General features: G+C 48.3%; 19 protein-coding genes and 2 tRNA genes. 9 read left to right on the forward strand and 12 right to left on the reverse strand.

The genetic code is table 11. From position 1 onward, the window contains the following. Positions 1-258 precede the first annotated feature (258 nt). From ACEPPX_RS01330 to recO, 9 genes are all read right to left on the reverse strand, one after another. Positions 259-954, reverse strand: coding sequence for a thiol:disulfide interchange protein DsbA/DsbL (locus ACEPPX_RS01330; RefSeq protein WP_416622631.1), 696 nt, complete (start codon positions 952-954; stop codon positions 259-261). A 184-nt stretch (positions 955-1,138) separates the two neighbouring features. Then, positions 1,139-1,909, reverse strand: a complete 771-nt coding sequence (locus ACEPPX_RS01335) for an SPOR domain-containing protein (RefSeq protein WP_416622632.1) — start codon at positions 1,907-1,909, stop codon at positions 1,139-1,141. Positions 1,910-2,007: 98 nt separating this feature from the next. After that, positions 2,008-3,504: a YifB family Mg chelatase-like AAA ATPase gene (locus ACEPPX_RS01340; RefSeq protein WP_416622633.1), complete on the reverse strand. Its 1,497-nt coding sequence runs from the start codon at positions 3,502-3,504 to the stop codon at positions 2,008-2,010. An 18-nt stretch (positions 3,505-3,522) separates the two neighbouring features. Continuing rightward, on the reverse strand, positions 3,523-3,825 hold the full coding sequence (locus ACEPPX_RS01345) for an accessory factor UbiK family protein (protein ID WP_047760239.1): 303 nt from the start codon (positions 3,823-3,825) through the stop codon (positions 3,523-3,525). A gap of 99 nt (positions 3,826-3,924) precedes the next feature. Then, complete coding sequence (locus ACEPPX_RS01350) at positions 3,925-4,371, reverse strand: hypothetical protein (protein WP_416622634.1); 447 nt, start codon at positions 4,369-4,371, stop codon at positions 3,925-3,927. Then, the gene (locus tag ACEPPX_RS01355) at positions 4,368-5,171 is read right to left on the reverse strand and encodes an NUDIX domain-containing protein (protein ID WP_416622635.1); all 804 of its coding nucleotides are present in this window, start codon (positions 5,169-5,171) and stop codon (positions 4,368-4,370) included. The genes ACEPPX_RS01350 and ACEPPX_RS01355 overlap by 4 nt, the downstream gene beginning before the upstream one ends. Positions 5,172-5,206: 35 nt before the next feature. Beyond that, positions 5,207-5,584, reverse strand: coding sequence for a holo-ACP synthase (gene acpS / locus ACEPPX_RS01360; RefSeq protein WP_416622636.1), 378 nt, complete (start codon positions 5,582-5,584; stop codon positions 5,207-5,209). A gap of 96 nt (positions 5,585-5,680) precedes the next feature. Further along, positions 5,681-6,412 carry a pyridoxine 5'-phosphate synthase gene (gene pdxJ, locus ACEPPX_RS01365; protein ID WP_416622637.1) on the reverse strand — a complete coding sequence of 244 codons (732 nt, stop codon included), beginning with the start codon at positions 6,410-6,412 and terminating at the stop codon, positions 5,681-5,683. 78 nt (positions 6,413-6,490) lie between these two features. Next, positions 6,491-7,243, reverse strand: a complete 753-nt coding sequence (gene recO / locus ACEPPX_RS01370) for a DNA repair protein RecO (protein WP_416622638.1) — start codon at positions 7,241-7,243, stop codon at positions 6,491-6,493. A 161-nt stretch (positions 7,244-7,404) separates the two neighbouring features. Here recO and yaaA point away from each other — a divergent pair, with 161 nt between their 5' ends. The 4 genes from yaaA to mnmC all read left to right on the forward strand — a co-directional run bounded on the left by yaaA (position 7,405) and on the right by mnmC (position 10,389). Further along, positions 7,405-8,184, forward strand: coding sequence for a peroxide stress protein YaaA (gene yaaA / locus ACEPPX_RS01375; protein WP_416622639.1), 780 nt, complete (start codon positions 7,405-7,407; stop codon positions 8,182-8,184). A gap of 93 nt (positions 8,185-8,277) precedes the next feature. Continuing rightward, positions 8,278-8,368, forward strand: a tRNA-Ser gene (locus ACEPPX_RS01380). A 39-nt stretch (positions 8,369-8,407) separates the two neighbouring features. Then, a tRNA-Ser gene (locus ACEPPX_RS01385) sits at positions 8,408-8,498 on the forward strand. A 304-nt stretch (positions 8,499-8,802) separates the two neighbouring features. Continuing rightward, the gene (gene mnmC, locus ACEPPX_RS01390; RefSeq protein ID WP_416622640.1) at positions 8,803-10,389 is read left to right on the forward strand and encodes an FAD-dependent 5-carboxymethylaminomethyl-2-thiouridine(34) oxidoreductase MnmC; all 1,587 of its coding nucleotides are present in this window, start codon (positions 8,803-8,805) and stop codon (positions 10,387-10,389) included. A 66-nt stretch (positions 10,390-10,455) separates the two neighbouring features. Here mnmC and ACEPPX_RS01395 read toward each other — a convergent pair whose 3' ends face one another. The 3 genes from ACEPPX_RS01395 to ACEPPX_RS01405 form a co-directional block, all read right to left on the reverse strand. Then, positions 10,456-11,067 carry an MlaC/ttg2D family ABC transporter substrate-binding protein gene (locus ACEPPX_RS01395; RefSeq protein WP_416622641.1) on the reverse strand — a complete coding sequence of 204 codons (612 nt, stop codon included), beginning with the start codon at positions 11,065-11,067 and terminating at the stop codon, positions 10,456-10,458. Positions 11,068-11,180: 113 nt separating this feature from the next. After that, the gene (gene hemF, locus ACEPPX_RS01400) at positions 11,181-12,095 is read right to left on the reverse strand and encodes an oxygen-dependent coproporphyrinogen oxidase (RefSeq protein WP_416622642.1); all 915 of its coding nucleotides are present in this window, start codon (positions 12,093-12,095) and stop codon (positions 11,181-11,183) included. A gap of 100 nt (positions 12,096-12,195) precedes the next feature. Then, positions 12,196-13,470, reverse strand: a complete 1,275-nt coding sequence (locus ACEPPX_RS01405; protein WP_416622643.1) for a NupC/NupG family nucleoside CNT transporter — start codon at positions 13,468-13,470, stop codon at positions 12,196-12,198. Between the two features lie 144 nt (positions 13,471-13,614). On the opposite strand from ACEPPX_RS01405, the gene ACEPPX_RS01410 reads away from it, so the two are divergent. Genes ACEPPX_RS01410 through xerD form a run of 5 tightly spaced genes read left to right on the forward strand, consistent with a single transcriptional unit; the run spans position 13,615 to position 16,503 of the window. Next, the gene (locus ACEPPX_RS01410; RefSeq protein ID WP_416622644.1) at positions 13,615-14,055 is read left to right on the forward strand and encodes a peroxiredoxin; all 441 of its coding nucleotides are present in this window, start codon (positions 13,615-13,617) and stop codon (positions 14,053-14,055) included. Between the two features lie 13 nt (positions 14,056-14,068). Further along, positions 14,069-14,671: a GNAT family N-acetyltransferase gene (locus tag ACEPPX_RS01415; RefSeq protein WP_416622645.1), complete on the forward strand. Its 603-nt coding sequence runs from the start codon at positions 14,069-14,071 to the stop codon at positions 14,669-14,671. Continuing rightward, positions 14,668-15,153 carry a methylated-DNA--[protein]-cysteine S-methyltransferase gene (locus ACEPPX_RS01420; RefSeq protein WP_416622646.1) on the forward strand — a complete coding sequence of 162 codons (486 nt, stop codon included), beginning with the start codon at positions 14,668-14,670 and terminating at the stop codon, positions 15,151-15,153. The genes ACEPPX_RS01415 and ACEPPX_RS01420 overlap by 4 nt, the downstream gene beginning before the upstream one ends. Beyond that, on the forward strand, positions 15,150-15,590 hold the full coding sequence (gene yciA / locus ACEPPX_RS01425; RefSeq protein ID WP_047760252.1) for an acyl-CoA thioester hydrolase YciA: 441 nt from the start codon (positions 15,150-15,152) through the stop codon (positions 15,588-15,590). Before ACEPPX_RS01420 ends, yciA begins: the two co-directional genes overlap by 4 nt. Before the next feature lie 37 nt (positions 15,591-15,627). After that, positions 15,628-16,503, forward strand: coding sequence for a site-specific tyrosine recombinase XerD (gene xerD, locus ACEPPX_RS01430; protein WP_416622647.1), 876 nt, complete (start codon positions 15,628-15,630; stop codon positions 16,501-16,503). The last annotated feature ends 55 nt before the right edge of the window (positions 16,504-16,558 follow it).

Here is a 16,558-nt window from a genome sequence, read left to right on the forward strand (position 1 = left end):
CTCTAAAATACCATGCCATAAACAATTCTCTATGTATGATCCCAAATGCATTATTTCAGTTTCATATGCAAACTATAAATCCATAAGCATTCGGTATATATCTGTTTTATATCAATATATATTTTCAGACGGCATCTAACCTTATCAGAATCTGAAAAAGTAGTTTTCCATAACAAAGAAATAGTTAAGCAATACCCCAACCGGGCATGAAAAATTTCAGGCAGCCTGTCTATAGGCTGCCTGTAACCAATACCTGTATTAATGATTTGCTATTTTAGCCAATGCAGCACCTTTACTTTTCAGCGAAGGTTTTGCAGCCGGTGCCTTCATGCCGCGCTCGTTACGCACCTTATCAACCAAAGCATCAATAACGGCCATGCCGGCATTCCAATCTCCGCTAAACTGCACTTGATACTTACCGCCAACCACAACAGTAGGCGTACCGCTGATTTGATAAGTATTAGTCATTTCTTCCATTTTTTTGGCTTGGGCCTGATTGCCAAACGAATCGTATGCAGCAATCAGTTTTTGTCCGTCAAAACTTTTCTGTTGGGCAGCCCATGCTTTGAAAGTGGCCGGATCTTCCAATTTGAGTTTTTGGTTATATACGGCTTCAAAGACAGCCGGATTAGCCTGATATTTCAGACCGGATTGGTTAACGGCTGCAGCCACACGAGCCAATCCGAGCATTTCAGGTTGCCAAACAACATGCTGTGTTCGCAAGTAGGTATCTGACGGAAAATTACGCGCATGCTTCAGTAAAACAGGGTCAAGATGATAACAATGCACACAAAAGTACCCGAAAAATTCAAGTACCTCGATTTTATTCGCCTGCTCCTGAGGAATAGGCTTTGGCAAAACGGTATAATCTTTGCCTTCTACCGGTGCCGCTCCGGCTTGGGCAGCAAAACCGGCAGCCAATACGGCAGCCAAAATAGCAGATTTAAACTTCATTTTTCATCCTTATCATCATGCGGTTGAAACAGGCGTATATCACTAAAATACAGGATTTTATCCCATCAACCAAAATATATTACTGCTTTTATTACTTTAAAAAATTAAATACAAGGCCGCCTGAAAAGTCATTATGATTTGATCAATATTGGTACGACTATCAATGATCAACCCTCTTGATATTTTATTTAGCGGTACGAGAAAAACTATCGACACCGTTTTGACGTAACGTATTCTGTACCCTTGCTGCCTCGGCTTGGCTTAAACGGCCGCTCTGTACACGATAAACAGTTTTGCCGTTAACCGTACCTTGGGCAATACTTGCACTAACACCCATCATTGCCAGCTTCGCACGTTGCGCCTCGGCCGCAGCTTGGTTGTTAAAAGAGCCCATCTGCACAATCACACGATTACCTGTACCTGATTGATCTGCACTCGGTTTTTTAACCTGAGCCTGAGCATCTTTGCGTGCCTTTTCAATACTGCCACTGTTTAAAATTTGCTCAGGCGTCGGTTTGGTTTCTGCTTTTTTCTCTAGTTTTTCAGCTTGCTTTTTAGGCTCCGCTTTTACCGTATCCCTTACCGTTTTTTCGGTTTTAGGTTTAGTAGTTTCGGTAGGTTTAGACGGAGGCACAGCTATCGGCTTATCTTCTTGTTTAGTTATGTCGGTAATGTCGGACGCGGCTTGCTCTTCGATAAATTGCCCCAATACATCCTCTTCGGGTTCGCTAGCTGACCATCCACCGCTCGCAGGTAACTCGGGAATAGAAGCAGGCGCGTCTTTCGGGGTTAATACCTCCGGCACCGGCGGTGCGGCCGGACGCTCCGGCTCTTTGAATGTTTTTTTATTGCTCTGATTCAGAAAAAACAAAATACCGGCAATCACCACCGTGGCCAGTAATAAGCCCAACATAAAGCCGGAAAGGCCCTTACCGTATTGTTTTTTTGCACTCATAAAATACCTTAAAATGAAATAATTCCAGCCAGCCACTTTCAGACGGCTGCTCATAAAAATCTATTCTAACAAATTATCCGTACGGCTGCAGAGTACCCTTACAAAGCTCTACGGAAACTTACTGCCCGTAACACATGCGAACGCAATACTTGTTCATCACCGGCTAAATCGGCCAAGGTTCGTGCCACCCTCAGGATACGATGATAACTTCGGGCAGAAAGTGATAATTTTTCCAACAGTTCACCCAATGCTTTTTTAGCCTCTTCATTAACTGCCGCAATACTATCCAGTTCCGTAACACTCAAGCGGGCATTAATTTTCCCCTGACGCTCATACTGTCTGCAACGAGCCTTCTCTACTCTAGCCAGCACCACTGCGCTGGATTCCCCGGCCTCATGACCACTTAATTCGGCAGCAGATAAAGCTGGCACTTCAATAGTTAAATCAATACGGTCAAGCAACGGCCCAGAGATTTTACCTCGGTAACGGGCTATACTGTCGGGGGTACAACGGCAAGGTTTGGCCGGGTGACCGAGATAGCCGCAAGGGCAAGGGTTCATAGCTGCCACCAATTGGAAATTGGCCGGATACACAGCCTGACGGGCAGCGCGGGAAATATGGATTTCTCCGCTTTCTAGCGGTTCGCGTAAAACTTCTAAAACTTTACGGTCGAACTCAGGCAGTTCATCTAAAAATAACACGCCGTTATGTGCCAAAGAAATCTCACCCGGGCGGGGATCAGAGCCACCGCCGACCAAAGCCGGGGCGCTAGATGTATGGTGTGGCGATCTAAACGGGCGGTTGCGGCTTAGGTCTTGATTATATTGCGGTAACAGAGAACGTAATGCCCATACGGAAATCAGTTCTTCTTCCGTCAACGGGGGTAAAATACCCGGTAAACGCTGGGCCAGCATAGATTTACCAGTTCCCGGCGGCCCTACCATCAATAAACTATGCCCACCGGCCGCAGCAATTTCCAAGGCCAAACGGGCAGTGTATTGGCCTTTTACGTCTTGTAAATCAGGTAATGCCAAAGCTTCAGACGGCATCTCCTTTATTACCGGCACATTTTGCTGCAAAGGTGCTATTCCGTTCAAATGAGCCGCCACTTCTGCCAAACTGCCGGCTCCGAATACCGTTATTTCCCTCATAACCGCGGCTTGGGTAGCATTTTCCTGCGGCAATACAAATGCACGCCCAGCCTGCATACCCTGCCAAGCCATGGCCAATGCACCGCGCACAGGGCGTAAAACACCCGACAAGGCCAATTCACCGGCAAATTCATATTTGTCCAATTGGTCTGCCACAATCTGCCCCGAAGCAGCCAAAATACCCAATGCAATCGGCAAATCGAAACGCCCCGATTCTTTAGGCAAATCCGCGGGAGCTAAATTGACGGTAATTTTTTTGGCGGGAAAATCAAAGCCGCTTTGTAAGATAGCAGCACGCACGCGGTCACGGCTTTCCTTTACTTCGGTATCCGGTAGACCGACAATATTAAATGCAGGCAACCCGTTGGCTAAGTGTGCTTCCACTTCTACCAACGGTGCCTGCATTCCGCTAAGAGCGCGGCTGTAGATTACGGCTAAAGACATAATCCTTCAGACGGCCTGTTAGTCTTTTTGCTCCGGAACAGTTTCCACCGCATCCGCATCTTGTACTTCAGGCTGAACATCCGTTTCTTCACTTCCGCCCTCCAGTTTGGCCAAACGTGCTTCAAGCTCGGCCAGCTTGGTGCGGGTTTTGATAAGCACTTGCTGTTGGATATCAAATTCTTCGCGGGTTACTAAATCCATACGGTTAAACGCGCTGCCCAACATGGCTTTTACGTTTTTTTCAACATCTTTAGCCGGGCTATTGGCAATGGTTTCGCTTAATTTAGCTGATACTTCTTCAAAAATTTTCTTACCAATCATGATTCGGCTCCTTATGTTCAGATAAGATGTTTGATGTTGACGGCATTGTATAGCGATTCATGCCGTATGAAAACCCGCAGAGTGATACAATCCAATTCTTTATCGGGCGGTAAAGGCCGCCTGAAACACTTGTTTGCCAATATGGATATCGGCCAAGTAATCATAACGGTTTTGCACACATACGGGCAGGCGTACCTGCTCAGCCTTCCAAGTACCGCTGCCTTGGTGGACCAATTTATAGCGGTTAAATCCCATATCCATACCGCTCATCGAAAAGCTGACGAATACTTCTGCAACCTCCTGCGGAACATTTTGTAAAACAATATCAAACGGCTCTTTGGCCTGAATTTCATCACTGAATTTAACTTTCACGCCATTGGGGAGTATACAGCCGCGGCTTACATTACATTGCGCTTCGGTAAGCCGTTCAATAGCAGGCTGTTGGTTTTTCCACCATAGCAATGCCACTATTTTAACTACGGCAAACACCAGCAATAGGCAAGCAATCCATATTTTTTGTTTCCGGCCTTGCATTCGCATCCTCATGCTAATTCGGTTTCTTGATTTTCTACGACAGCATGCGCTCCCGCTGCCAGCCATTGGGCTGCATACCGTGCGGCTATATACGGTTCTGCATAAACCACCAAAGGCTGGAAAACACCCGCCGCCAATACTTTATCTACTGCCTGAGCCGCTTCATCATCAGCCACATGCCAAACAATAACATCAGCATCCTGTACTCTGTGCCACTGCTGCTGGTTTTCTACCAACACCCATATACTTCGGGCCGCAGGCAAAGTGCCGCGTTTCTGTAATAAAGGCTCGCTAATCAATATATTGGCATACTCCGCCTCTGCCGCCTCGAAAGGGACGACACGGTATTCACCCATACTGTTTTGCCCGTAAAAACCGTTACGCGTATTACCCTGTAAATGCCAAGGCACAGACAGTGCCGCCAATAAAGGGCCGTTGGCCGGCAACATGGGAGATACACTAAAATCACCGGCTTTCTGCCACGACCACTTTTGCCCTTCGAGTGCCAGAGGCTCGCCCGACCATTCGTCGGGCCGTATGCGGAAAAAGCGCAAGTGTACATGAGCATGCTCGTAAGCGTGGATTTTAGTCAGCCACGGCGTAGCATGGTGGATATGGATACCCAATTCTTCCTCGAACTCACGCTTGAGGGCATCTAATTCGCTTTCAGACGGCTCAACTTTCCCTCCGGCAAACTCCCAATAACCTGCATAAGGTTTACCTTCGGGACGGGAACTGAGTAAATAGTCTCCCTCCCGATTGAGTACGACACCGGCAACAACTCGGATTAACGGGCGCGAATCTTGAATCATTTTTACTTTCTATCTAAGAGCTTTCCCAAACAATATTATTTTTCAGCCACGGCAAAAGCCATCACTACATCCTCTTCGTCGCTCATACTTAAATGAATTCGCTTAATGCCCTTTTGCTTTAACCAAGCTTGCAGCTCTCCCGAACAAATAAACTCAGGTTTACCTAATTCGTCATGCCCTACACTGATATTATGAAAAATCACCGGTGCGCGGATACCCGTACCCACCGCTTTGGCAAACGCTTCTTTAGCGGCAAAACGTTTGGCCAATAATTTGACAGGTTCGGCCACGCCCGGCCAATCATGCATTTCCACTTGGCTTAAAATACGCTCGGCAAAAGTTTGCCCATATTTTTTATACAATTTTTCAATGCGCTTTACATCAACAATATCTGTACCGATTCCGTATATCATGCATTCTCTCCAAATGATTTCAGACGGCTTTCATACCGCTGTAATATACAGTTAAGCCGTATCCGTAAAAACTATCCGCCCGATTATGTGTATTTATCAATAAGGCAGCGCACGCGCCTTAAACATGACTTCCTTCATCTGGCGGATAGCTTCGGGCAAGCCGAGAAAAACCGCCTGGGCAATCAAAGAGTGTCCTATATTTAATTCATGAATCGCTAAAATTTTTGCAATCGGCATCACATTATGAATGGTTAGTCCGTGCCCTGCATTCACCACCAAACCTAATTCACTTCCGAAATGGGCGCCGTTTTCAATTCTTGTCAGCTGTGCGGTTTTTTCAGACGGCGTATGTGCGTCGGCATACGCGCCGGTATGCAACTCGATAACGGGCGCTCCGATATCATGGGCTGCCTGAATTTGCGCCTCATCGGCATCAATAAATAAAGAAACACGAATACCGGCTTTGGTTAGTGTTTCGGTAAAACGCGCCACCTTATCGATTTGTCCCAACACATCCAAACCGCCTTCCGTTGTAACCTCTTGGCGTTTTTCGGGTACCAAGCAAACATCGTGAGGCATCACGTTTAAGGCGTTTTCCAACATTTCATCGGTGAGTGCCATTTCCAAATTCATACGGGTACGGATTGCATTTTTAATGGCAAATACATCTGCGTCTTTTATGTGGCGGCGGTCTTCACGCAGATGCAGCGTAATCAAATCGGCACCGTGGGTTTCGGCAATCAGAGCGGCCTCAAGCGGACTGGGATATGCCGTACCCCGTGCATTACGCAAAGTAGCCACATGATCGATATTTACACCTAACAACATCAAATTATCCTTTCTCCATACCGAAAACCAACGGAAGCTCATCTAAAACCAGACAAATTTAAGATCATGCCGGATCTGTCACTTCAAGCCGTCTGAAAAACTCTGCATTTGCTGCAAAATCATGCGTGATCGGATACCTTCGGGCAAATAAAAATCCAACAACATCCGCGTCAAACCCAATGCTTGCGACATATTCTCACCACTGGTGAACGCCCCTAAACGCAACTCGTCCAATACCGCCCCTTTCGCCGCCACTCCGGGAGCTTCGGCAACATCCAAACCCGAAGCATGGGCAAACAGTAACGGAGGGGACTGAGGTCGCATCCAATACACCGCTTCCGCATTAATCGGCAAATCGTCTTCATCTTTCTGCAAATCCGGTGCCAAGCCCAGTTCCGTCAGCAAAGTCCACTCGAAACGGCGCAAAGCCGCCACATGATTCGGCTGCTCCGCCACCGCCCGCATCAAGTCGGCAAGCGCATCATACAACAAAGGATGGGGATCCTCCCTAGCCGTCAACCGGCATACCAATTCATTAGCGTATAAACCACTGAACAAAGCCCTACCCTGCGGCTGCCGCCATCCGCCCAGCCACTCGGCCCGATGTAGGGTTTTCAACTCTTGAGTTCCATACCAAGAAGCACTCATCGGCACAAACGGCACCAATACCCCGCGCAGCTCACTCTGACGCTTACGCGCGCTTCTCGCCAACAAAGCCACCCGCCCGTAACGGCGGCTGAACACTTCCAGCCACAAACTGCTCTCGCGCCACGGCGTAGCACTCAGTAGAAAAACGGGTTCATGATTGATACGGTGGTTTGCTGCAGCCATAATATCGCTAAAGATTGGATTGGCACTTATTATACTGCACTCATAACAGGCGGTTGTGTTTATTTTAAAGCCGATAAAATACCTCAATTTACCGCATATCTTGCCAAACAATACACAGCACATTAAATTAAAGGCCGTCTGAAAACCACATTGGAACCGCTATGTTTTTTATTCTCTCGCCCGCTAAAAACCTTAATGAAAAAGACGCAGCGCCAACCCCGCTGCATACACAGCCTGCGCTACTGTCAGAAGCAGAAAAACTTATGGCCGAACTGCGCCTACTCGCTCCGCAAGAATTGGCCGAACTCATGCACGTTTCAGACAAAATCGCCCTACTCAATGCCGAGCGCAATGCCGCATGGCACATGCCCTTTACGCTTGAAAACGCCAAACAAGCAGTTTATCTGTTCAACGGAGATGTATACGAAGGTATAGATGCAGCTAGCTTACCGGAAACCGGCATCGACTACCTGCAAAACCATGTCCGCTTACTTTCCGGCCTTTACGGCCTATTGCGCCCACTCGACCTTATCCAACCCTACCGCTTGGAAATGGGCACCGCATTTGCCAACTCCCGCGGTAAAAACCTCTATGAATTCTGGGGCAGTCTGATTACCGATTTACTAAACAAAACATTGACAGAAGCAGGCAGCGACACGCTTGTCAATTTAGCCTCGCAAGAATATTTCAAGTCAATCGACACCAAAAAACTCAATGCCCGTCTGATCACCCCCGTATTTAAAGATGAAAAAAACGGCCAATACAAAATCATCAGCTTCTACGCAAAAAAAGCACGCGGTCTGATGGTCCGCTATGCTGCCGACCACCAAATCACCTCACCCGAAGCGCTGAAAAATTTCGATTACGAAGGGTATACATTTAATGAGGCTGCCTCATCCGAAAACGAATGGGTTTTCTTGCGCGCCGAAAATAAAAAATAAACGATTCCAATAAAAACAATATACTAAAACAAAAACAAGCAAAAGACTTGGCAAAACGGGCAAATTGCGATAGTATGCCCGTCTTCAAGAAACGGAAGCGTGGCAGAGCGGTTTAATGCAACGGTCTTGAAAACCGTCGAGGGTTGATAGCCCTCCGTGAGTTCGAATCTCACCGCTTCCGCCAATCTTGAAACAATTTTTTATGCAGTAAAAAAGCATAACCGGAAGCGTGGCAGAGCGGTTTAATGCAACGGTCTTGAAAACCGTCGAGGGTTGATAGCCCTCCGTGAGTTCGAATCTCACCGCTTCCGCCAATTACCGAAAACCCGCTAAATATACGGCGGGTTTTCTCTTTTCCGCTTCAGCAAGCCGAAAAACGCTCTCCAAAACGTTATCCCTGCTATAAACCTCTAACCTTAATCTTCTTGACTAAACAGGCGCTGGCATCCAAATACACTACCTATTTGTTTGCACCTACCATCCTCAAACCCTCTGAAAGCTTAAACCCAATACCCCCAATCTTTCAGACGGCCTATAATTCCAATAAAAGTTAAATGAGAAGCAGTAATACACTGCTGCATTACAAACCTCCTTCAATACCAACATCACCAACTACTTATGAATCTTGTTTGGAACGCCCCGCCACCACTCGCAGAAATCGCTGCTGCTATTGAATCTCATGAAGTACCGCTCTATCTGATTGTTTGTCTTCCTAACTCAACGCTACCCGTATTCAAAGCGGCTGAGCGGGCAGGAGCATTAGAGCGAAAACTAAGCGATATTCTCACCACGAAAATTACCTGTTTGCAATTTAACGGCCCCAACGTTTTGCATCATATTCTGCCAAACGTACACTTATGGCTGATGCCGTCTGAACATGCTTCGCACTTAGCCGACTACTTTTCAACACCGTTACAGTGGCAAACCGAAACCATTCCGCAAGCGCCTCCGCAACAGCCCAAACCATGGTACGCGCCTCCTTCTACGCACCCTCAAGCTGAACATGTCGTTGTGGTAGGTGCGGGTATTGCAGGTGCGGCAACTGCCTATGAATTAGCACAGCATGGTATCCGCGTCAGCATCTTAGAGGCTGCATCACCAGCCCTTGCCGGATCGGGAAACCGGCAAGGGCTGCTTTACGCCAAAATTTCTCCACACAACACCGAACAAACCGAGCTGCTGTTATGCGGTTACGGGTACACCCACCGTCTGTTACAGCAACTATTGCCCGAACAAAACGCTTGGGGTGGCTATGGTGTATTGCATCTCAACTACTCTGCCACCGAAAGTAAACGCAACCAACAGCTGAGCCAACACAGCCACCATCGCCACCTTTACCGCTACGTTACCGCAACCGAGGCCACCGCAATTGCAGGTATCGACATTTTTTCAGACGGCCTCTATTGGCCTCAGGGCGTATGGCTCAATTCTCGCCACTTGGTTCATGCGCTGATTTCCCATCCATTAATCGAACTACACACAAACGCGTCGGCTCTTTCAACCGATTATGACGGCACACATTGGCATATCCGAACACCCTCAAAAACTTTCCGCGCCAGCCATGTGGTTTACTGCATGGGCGCACACAGTCCGAATGCACCCGATATCAATGCTGCCTCCCAGCCTTACCGACTGATACGCGGTCAAACTTCATTAGCCCGTACCACCTCCGGATCCGCCAAACTACGCTGCGCACTTTCCGGGGCATCCTATATCAGCCCTGCTTGGGAAGGGCTGCATTGCTTCGGGGCCACTTTTATCCAGCATGATAAAGAAACCGACTGGCGCGAGTCGGAAAACCAAGCCAACCGCCAAGAATTAGCCAAGCTCAATCCAGCATTAGCTGCCGATCTGTTTTCAGACGGCCTGCCCCAACCGCAAGGACATGCCGCCTTGCGCTGCGACAGCACCGATCACTTACCCATCGTTGGGCCGCTTGCCGATACCGCCGCCCTACGCCAAGCATATGCAAAACTAGCTGCCGATAAAAACTATCCTATCAACACACCCTGCCCTTACCTACCCGGTGCCTATATTAATACGGCACACGGCAGCCGAGGCTTGGCAACCGCACCTCTGTGTGCGTCAGCAATAGCCGCCGACATTCTAGGCCTGCCAAACCCGCTCTCACCCCGACTTCGCACCGCCCTACACCCCAACCGGGCTGCTATCCGCGCATTAATCAAACAGCAGGAAAACCCGTAAACATAAGAAACGGAAATACCAATACGGTATTTCCGTTTCACAAACTATCGTCTTTCAGACGGCCGATTAATTAACCTTTTTCAAACCACGGGCATTCACAGTAGCGATGGTACCGTCAATACCCTTTTGTTTGATCAAATCATTAAACTGGTTACGGTACACCGTTACCATACTTGATCCATCCACACGGATATCATAAATCTTATAAACACCACCCACTTTATACAAACGATAGCCGACTTCATATTTATTACCACGAGCCGTACGGATTTCGGTAAATACCTCGGTACGATTGTTGCCGCTATCCAATACTTTCGGCAACATTTCTACATTGGCATCTGCGACCCCCATTAAGGCCGAACGTGAATACATACCGATCATCATGCTTTTAAACGCCGCAATAAAATCGGTTTTCTGTTTCGGAGTAAACTGACGCCACGGCAGTCCCACTGCCAAAGCGGCAATACGCTCATAATCGAGATATTGGTCGGCATAGCGCTCGATACGCTGGATTTTTTGCGCATCATTCAACTGTTTGTTACGCGCCACTGCCAATACCGCATCCATATTTTGCTTGAACTGCACTTGCGCAGGATGTTGGGTGGCAGGTGCCGCTACGGAAAACGGCGCAACCACAGCCACCGGAGCAACCATCAATACATTGAACCATCGATTCATTTTATTTCTCCATTGCAAACGGCAGAGGCCGCCTGATTAAAAATACAGTATTTATTAAACACAATATTACCGTTATCTGCCTTTAACAACTTGCAAATTAGCAGTAAAAAATGTTACCGGCCGCTCAGTTCCGCCAACCAATCACGCGGACGCAAATAATCGTTCAGCCGAGCTTCCGGACTACCTGCCTCGGGTTCGTAACAATATTCGAAACGCACTTGCGGCGGCATCGACATCAAAATGCTTTCCGTGCGCCCGCCGCTTTGCAAACCGAATAAGGTACCCCTATCCCACACCAAATTAAACTCAACATAACGCCCGCGGCGATAAAGTTGAAACTCCCGCTCCCGCTCTCCATAAGGTGTATTTTTTCGGCGGGCCACAATGGGAACATACGCATCGATAAAACCTTTGCCCACTGCTTCAATAAAACGCAAACAGGTATCGAAATCCCAGCTGTTCAAATCGTCAAAAAACAAACCGCCCACGCCGCGTGTTTCGCTACGGTGCTTCAGATAAAAGTACTCGTCACACCATTGTTTGTACTCACTGTAAACATCGGCACCAAATGGTTGGCATACTGCTTGCGCGGTTTGATGCCAATGTAAAATATCTTCATCAAAAGGATAAAACGGTGTCAAGTCAAAACCGCCCCCGAACCACCAAACCGGTTCTTTATTTTCAGGATACGCAATGAAAAAACGCACATTAGCATGACTGGTCGGCACATACGGATTATTCGGGTGAATCACCAAAGATACCCCCATTGCTTCAAACGGAGCTCCCGCAAGTTCAGGACGGTGGGCCGTAGCAGAAGCCGGCATCGCATTACCTTTTACATGAGAAAAATTTACGCCTGCCTGCTCAAATACCTGCCCTTTTTTCAACACACGGCTCTCGCCCGTTCCCAACCTGCTCTGCCAGTTGTCGGATACAAACATTGCCTTTCCGTCTTCTGCTTCCAATGCGGCACAAATCTGATTTTGCAGCGATTTCAAAACAGCCAATACGGCTTCGGTATGGAGCATGATAGTTTTCCTTTTTATGGTACAAGCCGCTTATTATAAAGAAAGGCCGTCTGAAACCCAAAAAGTTTCAGACGGCCTGTAATAGTCCGCAACAATCAGATCAGCCCAATACCGCCACACCAGAAAGGCCGATAAACAAGCCTGCGATCACTGCGCTCATTAAATTAGACAGCGAACCTGCAATTACCGCTTTCAAGCCAAGTTGCGCGACATCTTTACGACGGTTCGGCGCCATAATGCTCAAACCGCCTACCAATACGGCAATAGAGCCTAAGTTAGCAAAACCGCACAAAGCAAAAGAAATAATCGCTTTGGTGGTTTCACTCAATTGCACGGCAGATTCCGGAGAAAGGTATTTCACAAATTCGGAATACGCTACAAATTCGTTCACCACCACTTTTTGGCCGATTAGTGAACCGGCTACACCGGCCTCATGCCAAGGCACGCCGACTACCCAAGCCAAAGGCGCAAACAACCAGCCTAAAATCGCCTGCAAGGTTAAGCCTTCGTAACCGAACCAACCGCCCACACCGCCAATCATACCATTGATTAATGAGATCAACGCTACGAAGGCCAACAGAGACGCACCTACTGCCATCGCAATTTGCGCACCGGTAACCGCACCGCCGGCTGCCGCATCAATGACATTGACGGGTTTTTCTTCACTGTCATCAGCAATCTCTTCATCGGTACGGACCTTTTCAGTTTCGGGTATTAAAAGTTTGGCAAACAGCAAGCCACCGGGTGCAGCCATAAATGAGGCCGCAATCAGATAAGGCAACGGTACGCCCATTTGCGCGTAACCGCCCAAGACAGAGCCTGCTACAGAAGCCAAACCGCCACACATAACGGCAAACAGCTCGGAGCGGGTCATCGTTTTAATAAACGGGCGCACTACCAAAGGTGCCTCGGTTTGCCCTACGAAAATATTGGCCGCGGCAGACATAGACTCAGCACGCGAAGTACCCAATACTTTTTGCAAAAATCCGCCAATAATTTTAATCACCACCTGCATGATACCGACATAATACAATACCGCTACCAACGCAGAGAAAAATACAATCATCGGCAACACACGCAAGGCAAAAACGAAGCCGCCGCCGCCGAACACTTCGAACATTTTATCCGAAACCAGACCACCGAATAAAAAACCTACGCCGTCGTTACCGTAAGCGATAACTTTACTCACGCCTTCGGAAACGGCCAATAAGCCTTCACGTCCCCAAGGCACATACAACACCAAAGCACCCAAAGCGACCTGGATCAAAAAAGCTCCCGCCACGGTACGGATATTAATGGCTTTACGGTTGCTGGAAAGCAATACCGCAATGGCAATCAGCACCACCATACCGAGCAAGCTGTTTAAAACACCCATCTGGATTATCCTTTACAAACAGAAATACGAGTTTCGGGCGCGATTATAAAATAAATTCACGTTTACCACATAAAAATTAACATTTGCCTAGCCGGGTTTATGCGCTTAAGATTAAGAACCTTGCCATTTTGTAGCGGAAATATCATGCAAACTTACCATTTCACCCTTCCTTCCAGCAGCGGCGAAGATTTCAATAGTGCCGACCACCTACCCCTTATTGTTTATTTTTACCCGAAAGACAGTACCCCCGGCTGCACCACTGAAGGATTGGACTTCAATGCCCATTTGGAACAATTTAAAGATCTGGGTTACACCGTTGTAGGCATCTCGCGAGATGGTGTGAAATCACATCAAAACTTCTGTGCCAAGCAAGGTTTTCAGTTCGAACTGTTAAGTGATAAAGACGAAACCGTTTGCAAACTGTTTGACGTCATCAAGTTGAAAAAACTCTATGGTAAAGAATCGCTGGGTATCGAGCGCAGCACCTTCGTTTTAGACAAGGAAGGCCATATCGCCCATGAATGGCGCAAAGTAAAAGTAGCCGGCCATGCACAGGAAGTTTTGGATACTGTTAGCGCGTCGTAAAGTAAATATTGAGATGAGTGATTTCGTACAGGCAGTAGAGCTTTCTTTCAACCGCGTACGGTTGAAGCCGCTCAGCTTTTCGCATGAAAGCGGATTGCGCGAAGCAGCGGCAGACGGCGAACTATGGAAGCTGGTTTTCACCTCTGTGCCAGAGCCCGAACAAACCGCCGCTTATATCGAAACAGCTTTGGCTACGCCCAACCGCATGGCTTTTGCAGTGATTGATGAAACCAACGGTAAGATTATCGGCAGCACCAGTTACCACGACATCGTGCCTGCCGCCCGCCGTGTAGAAATCGGTTATACGTGGTACGCCCGCAGCTATTGGCGAAGCCGCATCAACAGCACCTGCAAATACTTATTGTTGAACCATGCTTTCGAAACATTAGGCTGCGAAACGGTAGGCTGGCGTACGGATATTCTGAACAGTCGCTCCCAACAAGCTATCGAACGGTTGGGTGCGCAAAAAGACGGTGTCATCCGAGGCCTGCAAACACGGCGTGACGGCAGCCTTCGCGATACCGTGTTTTACAGCATGAAAGCTGAGGAATGGCCTCAAGCCAAAAGGCTTTTGCTGCAACGTATCCATCATTTTTCAGACGGCCGCGAAGCATGAAATACGCCTGCCTTTATCAAGCCCCTTTCGGCAATATCACACTGGTGTTCAAGCAAAACGAACTACTGGAACTGCGCTTGCACGGCCATCAAGCCGATGCGCCTTACCCGCTGCCCGAACAATGGCGGCATAAGTTAGACGACTATTTTTCAGGCCGTCTGAAAAACTTCGGGCATCCCATTTCCCGCAGCGGTACAGTATTTCAGCAAAAAGTTTGGCGAGCCATTGCCGAAATTCCCGCCGGTACGGTCATGACGTATCAAGATATCGCACGCAAAATCGGCAGCCATCCTCGTGCAGTAGGCGGTGCCTGCGGTAAAAATCCGCTGGCTTTGGTCGTTCCCTGCCATCGCGTTGTCGCCTCAAACGGCTTGGGCGGATTTTCCAGCGGCTTGGATCAAGCCCTAAATATCAAACAATGGTTATTGGAACATGAGGGAGTGTTTCTCAACTCCGAAAATAAGGCGAAAGTAAAGAAATGACACCCGATACCAACCCAGCCTCAAACAAACCTGACGGCGAACTGCTCTTGCGTACGCTTGCCATGCCTGCCGATACCAATCCGAACCAAGACATTTTCGGCGGTTGGATTATGTCGCAAATGGATATCGGCGGTGGTATTTTGGCTTCTGAAATCGCACGGGGGCGCATCGTTACCGTGGCAGCCCAAGAAATGACATTTGTGCGTCCCGTAAAAGTCGGCAATGTGGTTTGCTGCTACGGGCGTTGTATCAGGGTAGGCAATACTTCTTTGCAAATCAAACTCGAAGTATGGGTAAAAACTCTGATGGCCGAAGAGTTCGAAGACGACCGCCGCCTGGTTACCCATGCCGTTTTTACCTATGTTGCCGTAGACGAACAAGGCAAACCGCGCCCGGTGCCGAAAGAAAATAACCCCAAACTTACCGGTCTGATATAGATTATGTAATAAGGCCGTCTGAAACTTGATTGTTACCATGACAGATAACATCACCGAACGCCTGCTGGAACATTTATGGCTGCAAGAGCGTTTAAGCCAAAACACGCTCGACAGTTATCGCCGCGATCTTGTCAAAATCGAACGGCGGCTTTCCGAACAAAACCAAACTTGGATTAACGCCGAAAGCACCGATTTGGCAGCAGCCGTTTACCATCCCGACGAACACCCGCGCTCGCAAGCCCGCGCCCTCTCCGCCTGTAAACGCCTTTACGGTTGGTTGGCCGAAACCGAACAGCGCATCGATAACCCTACACGCCATCTTAAGACTCCCAAGCAGGCACAGACCCTACCCAAACTGATTACGGAAAACCAAATCGATGCCTTGCTTTCGGCTCCCGATACCGACACGCCGCACGGCCTGCGCGACAAAGCATTATTGGAGCTTATCTATGCCAGCGGTCTGCGCGTTAGCGAAGCAGTCAAACTCAAAACAGGCGAAATAAATTTACAGCGCGGATTAGTCAATACCATCGGCAAAGGCGACAAACAGCGCATCGTTCCTTTAGGGGAAGAGGCATCGCACTGGATAAGCCGTTATATCGCCGAAGCCCGCCCCAAACTGGCTAAAGGACGATTGATTGACGAATTATTTGTCAGCCAAAAACGTACCGGCATCAGCCGGCAATTGGCTTGGATGATTGTGAAACAATACGCGCAAGCAGCTGGCATTGAAGACATCAGCCCCCACAGCCTCCGCCATGCCTTCGCCACGCATCTGGTTAATCACGGAGCTGATTTACGGGTTGTGCAACTACTGCTGGGTCATGCCGACATCACTACTACCCAAATCTATACCCATGTTGCCAACGAGCGGCTGAAACAACTTGTCGACACGCACCATCCCAGAAGTTGAAAGCAACCCGATACAATGCGATACTTCTTCGGATTATCTGCCTTCCGGCCCATTA

It is taken from the genome of Neisseria sp. S1 (assembly GCF_048060015.1).
In the GTDB taxonomy this organism is placed as follows: Bacteria; Pseudomonadota; Gammaproteobacteria; order Burkholderiales; family Neisseriaceae; genus Neisseria; species Neisseria arctica.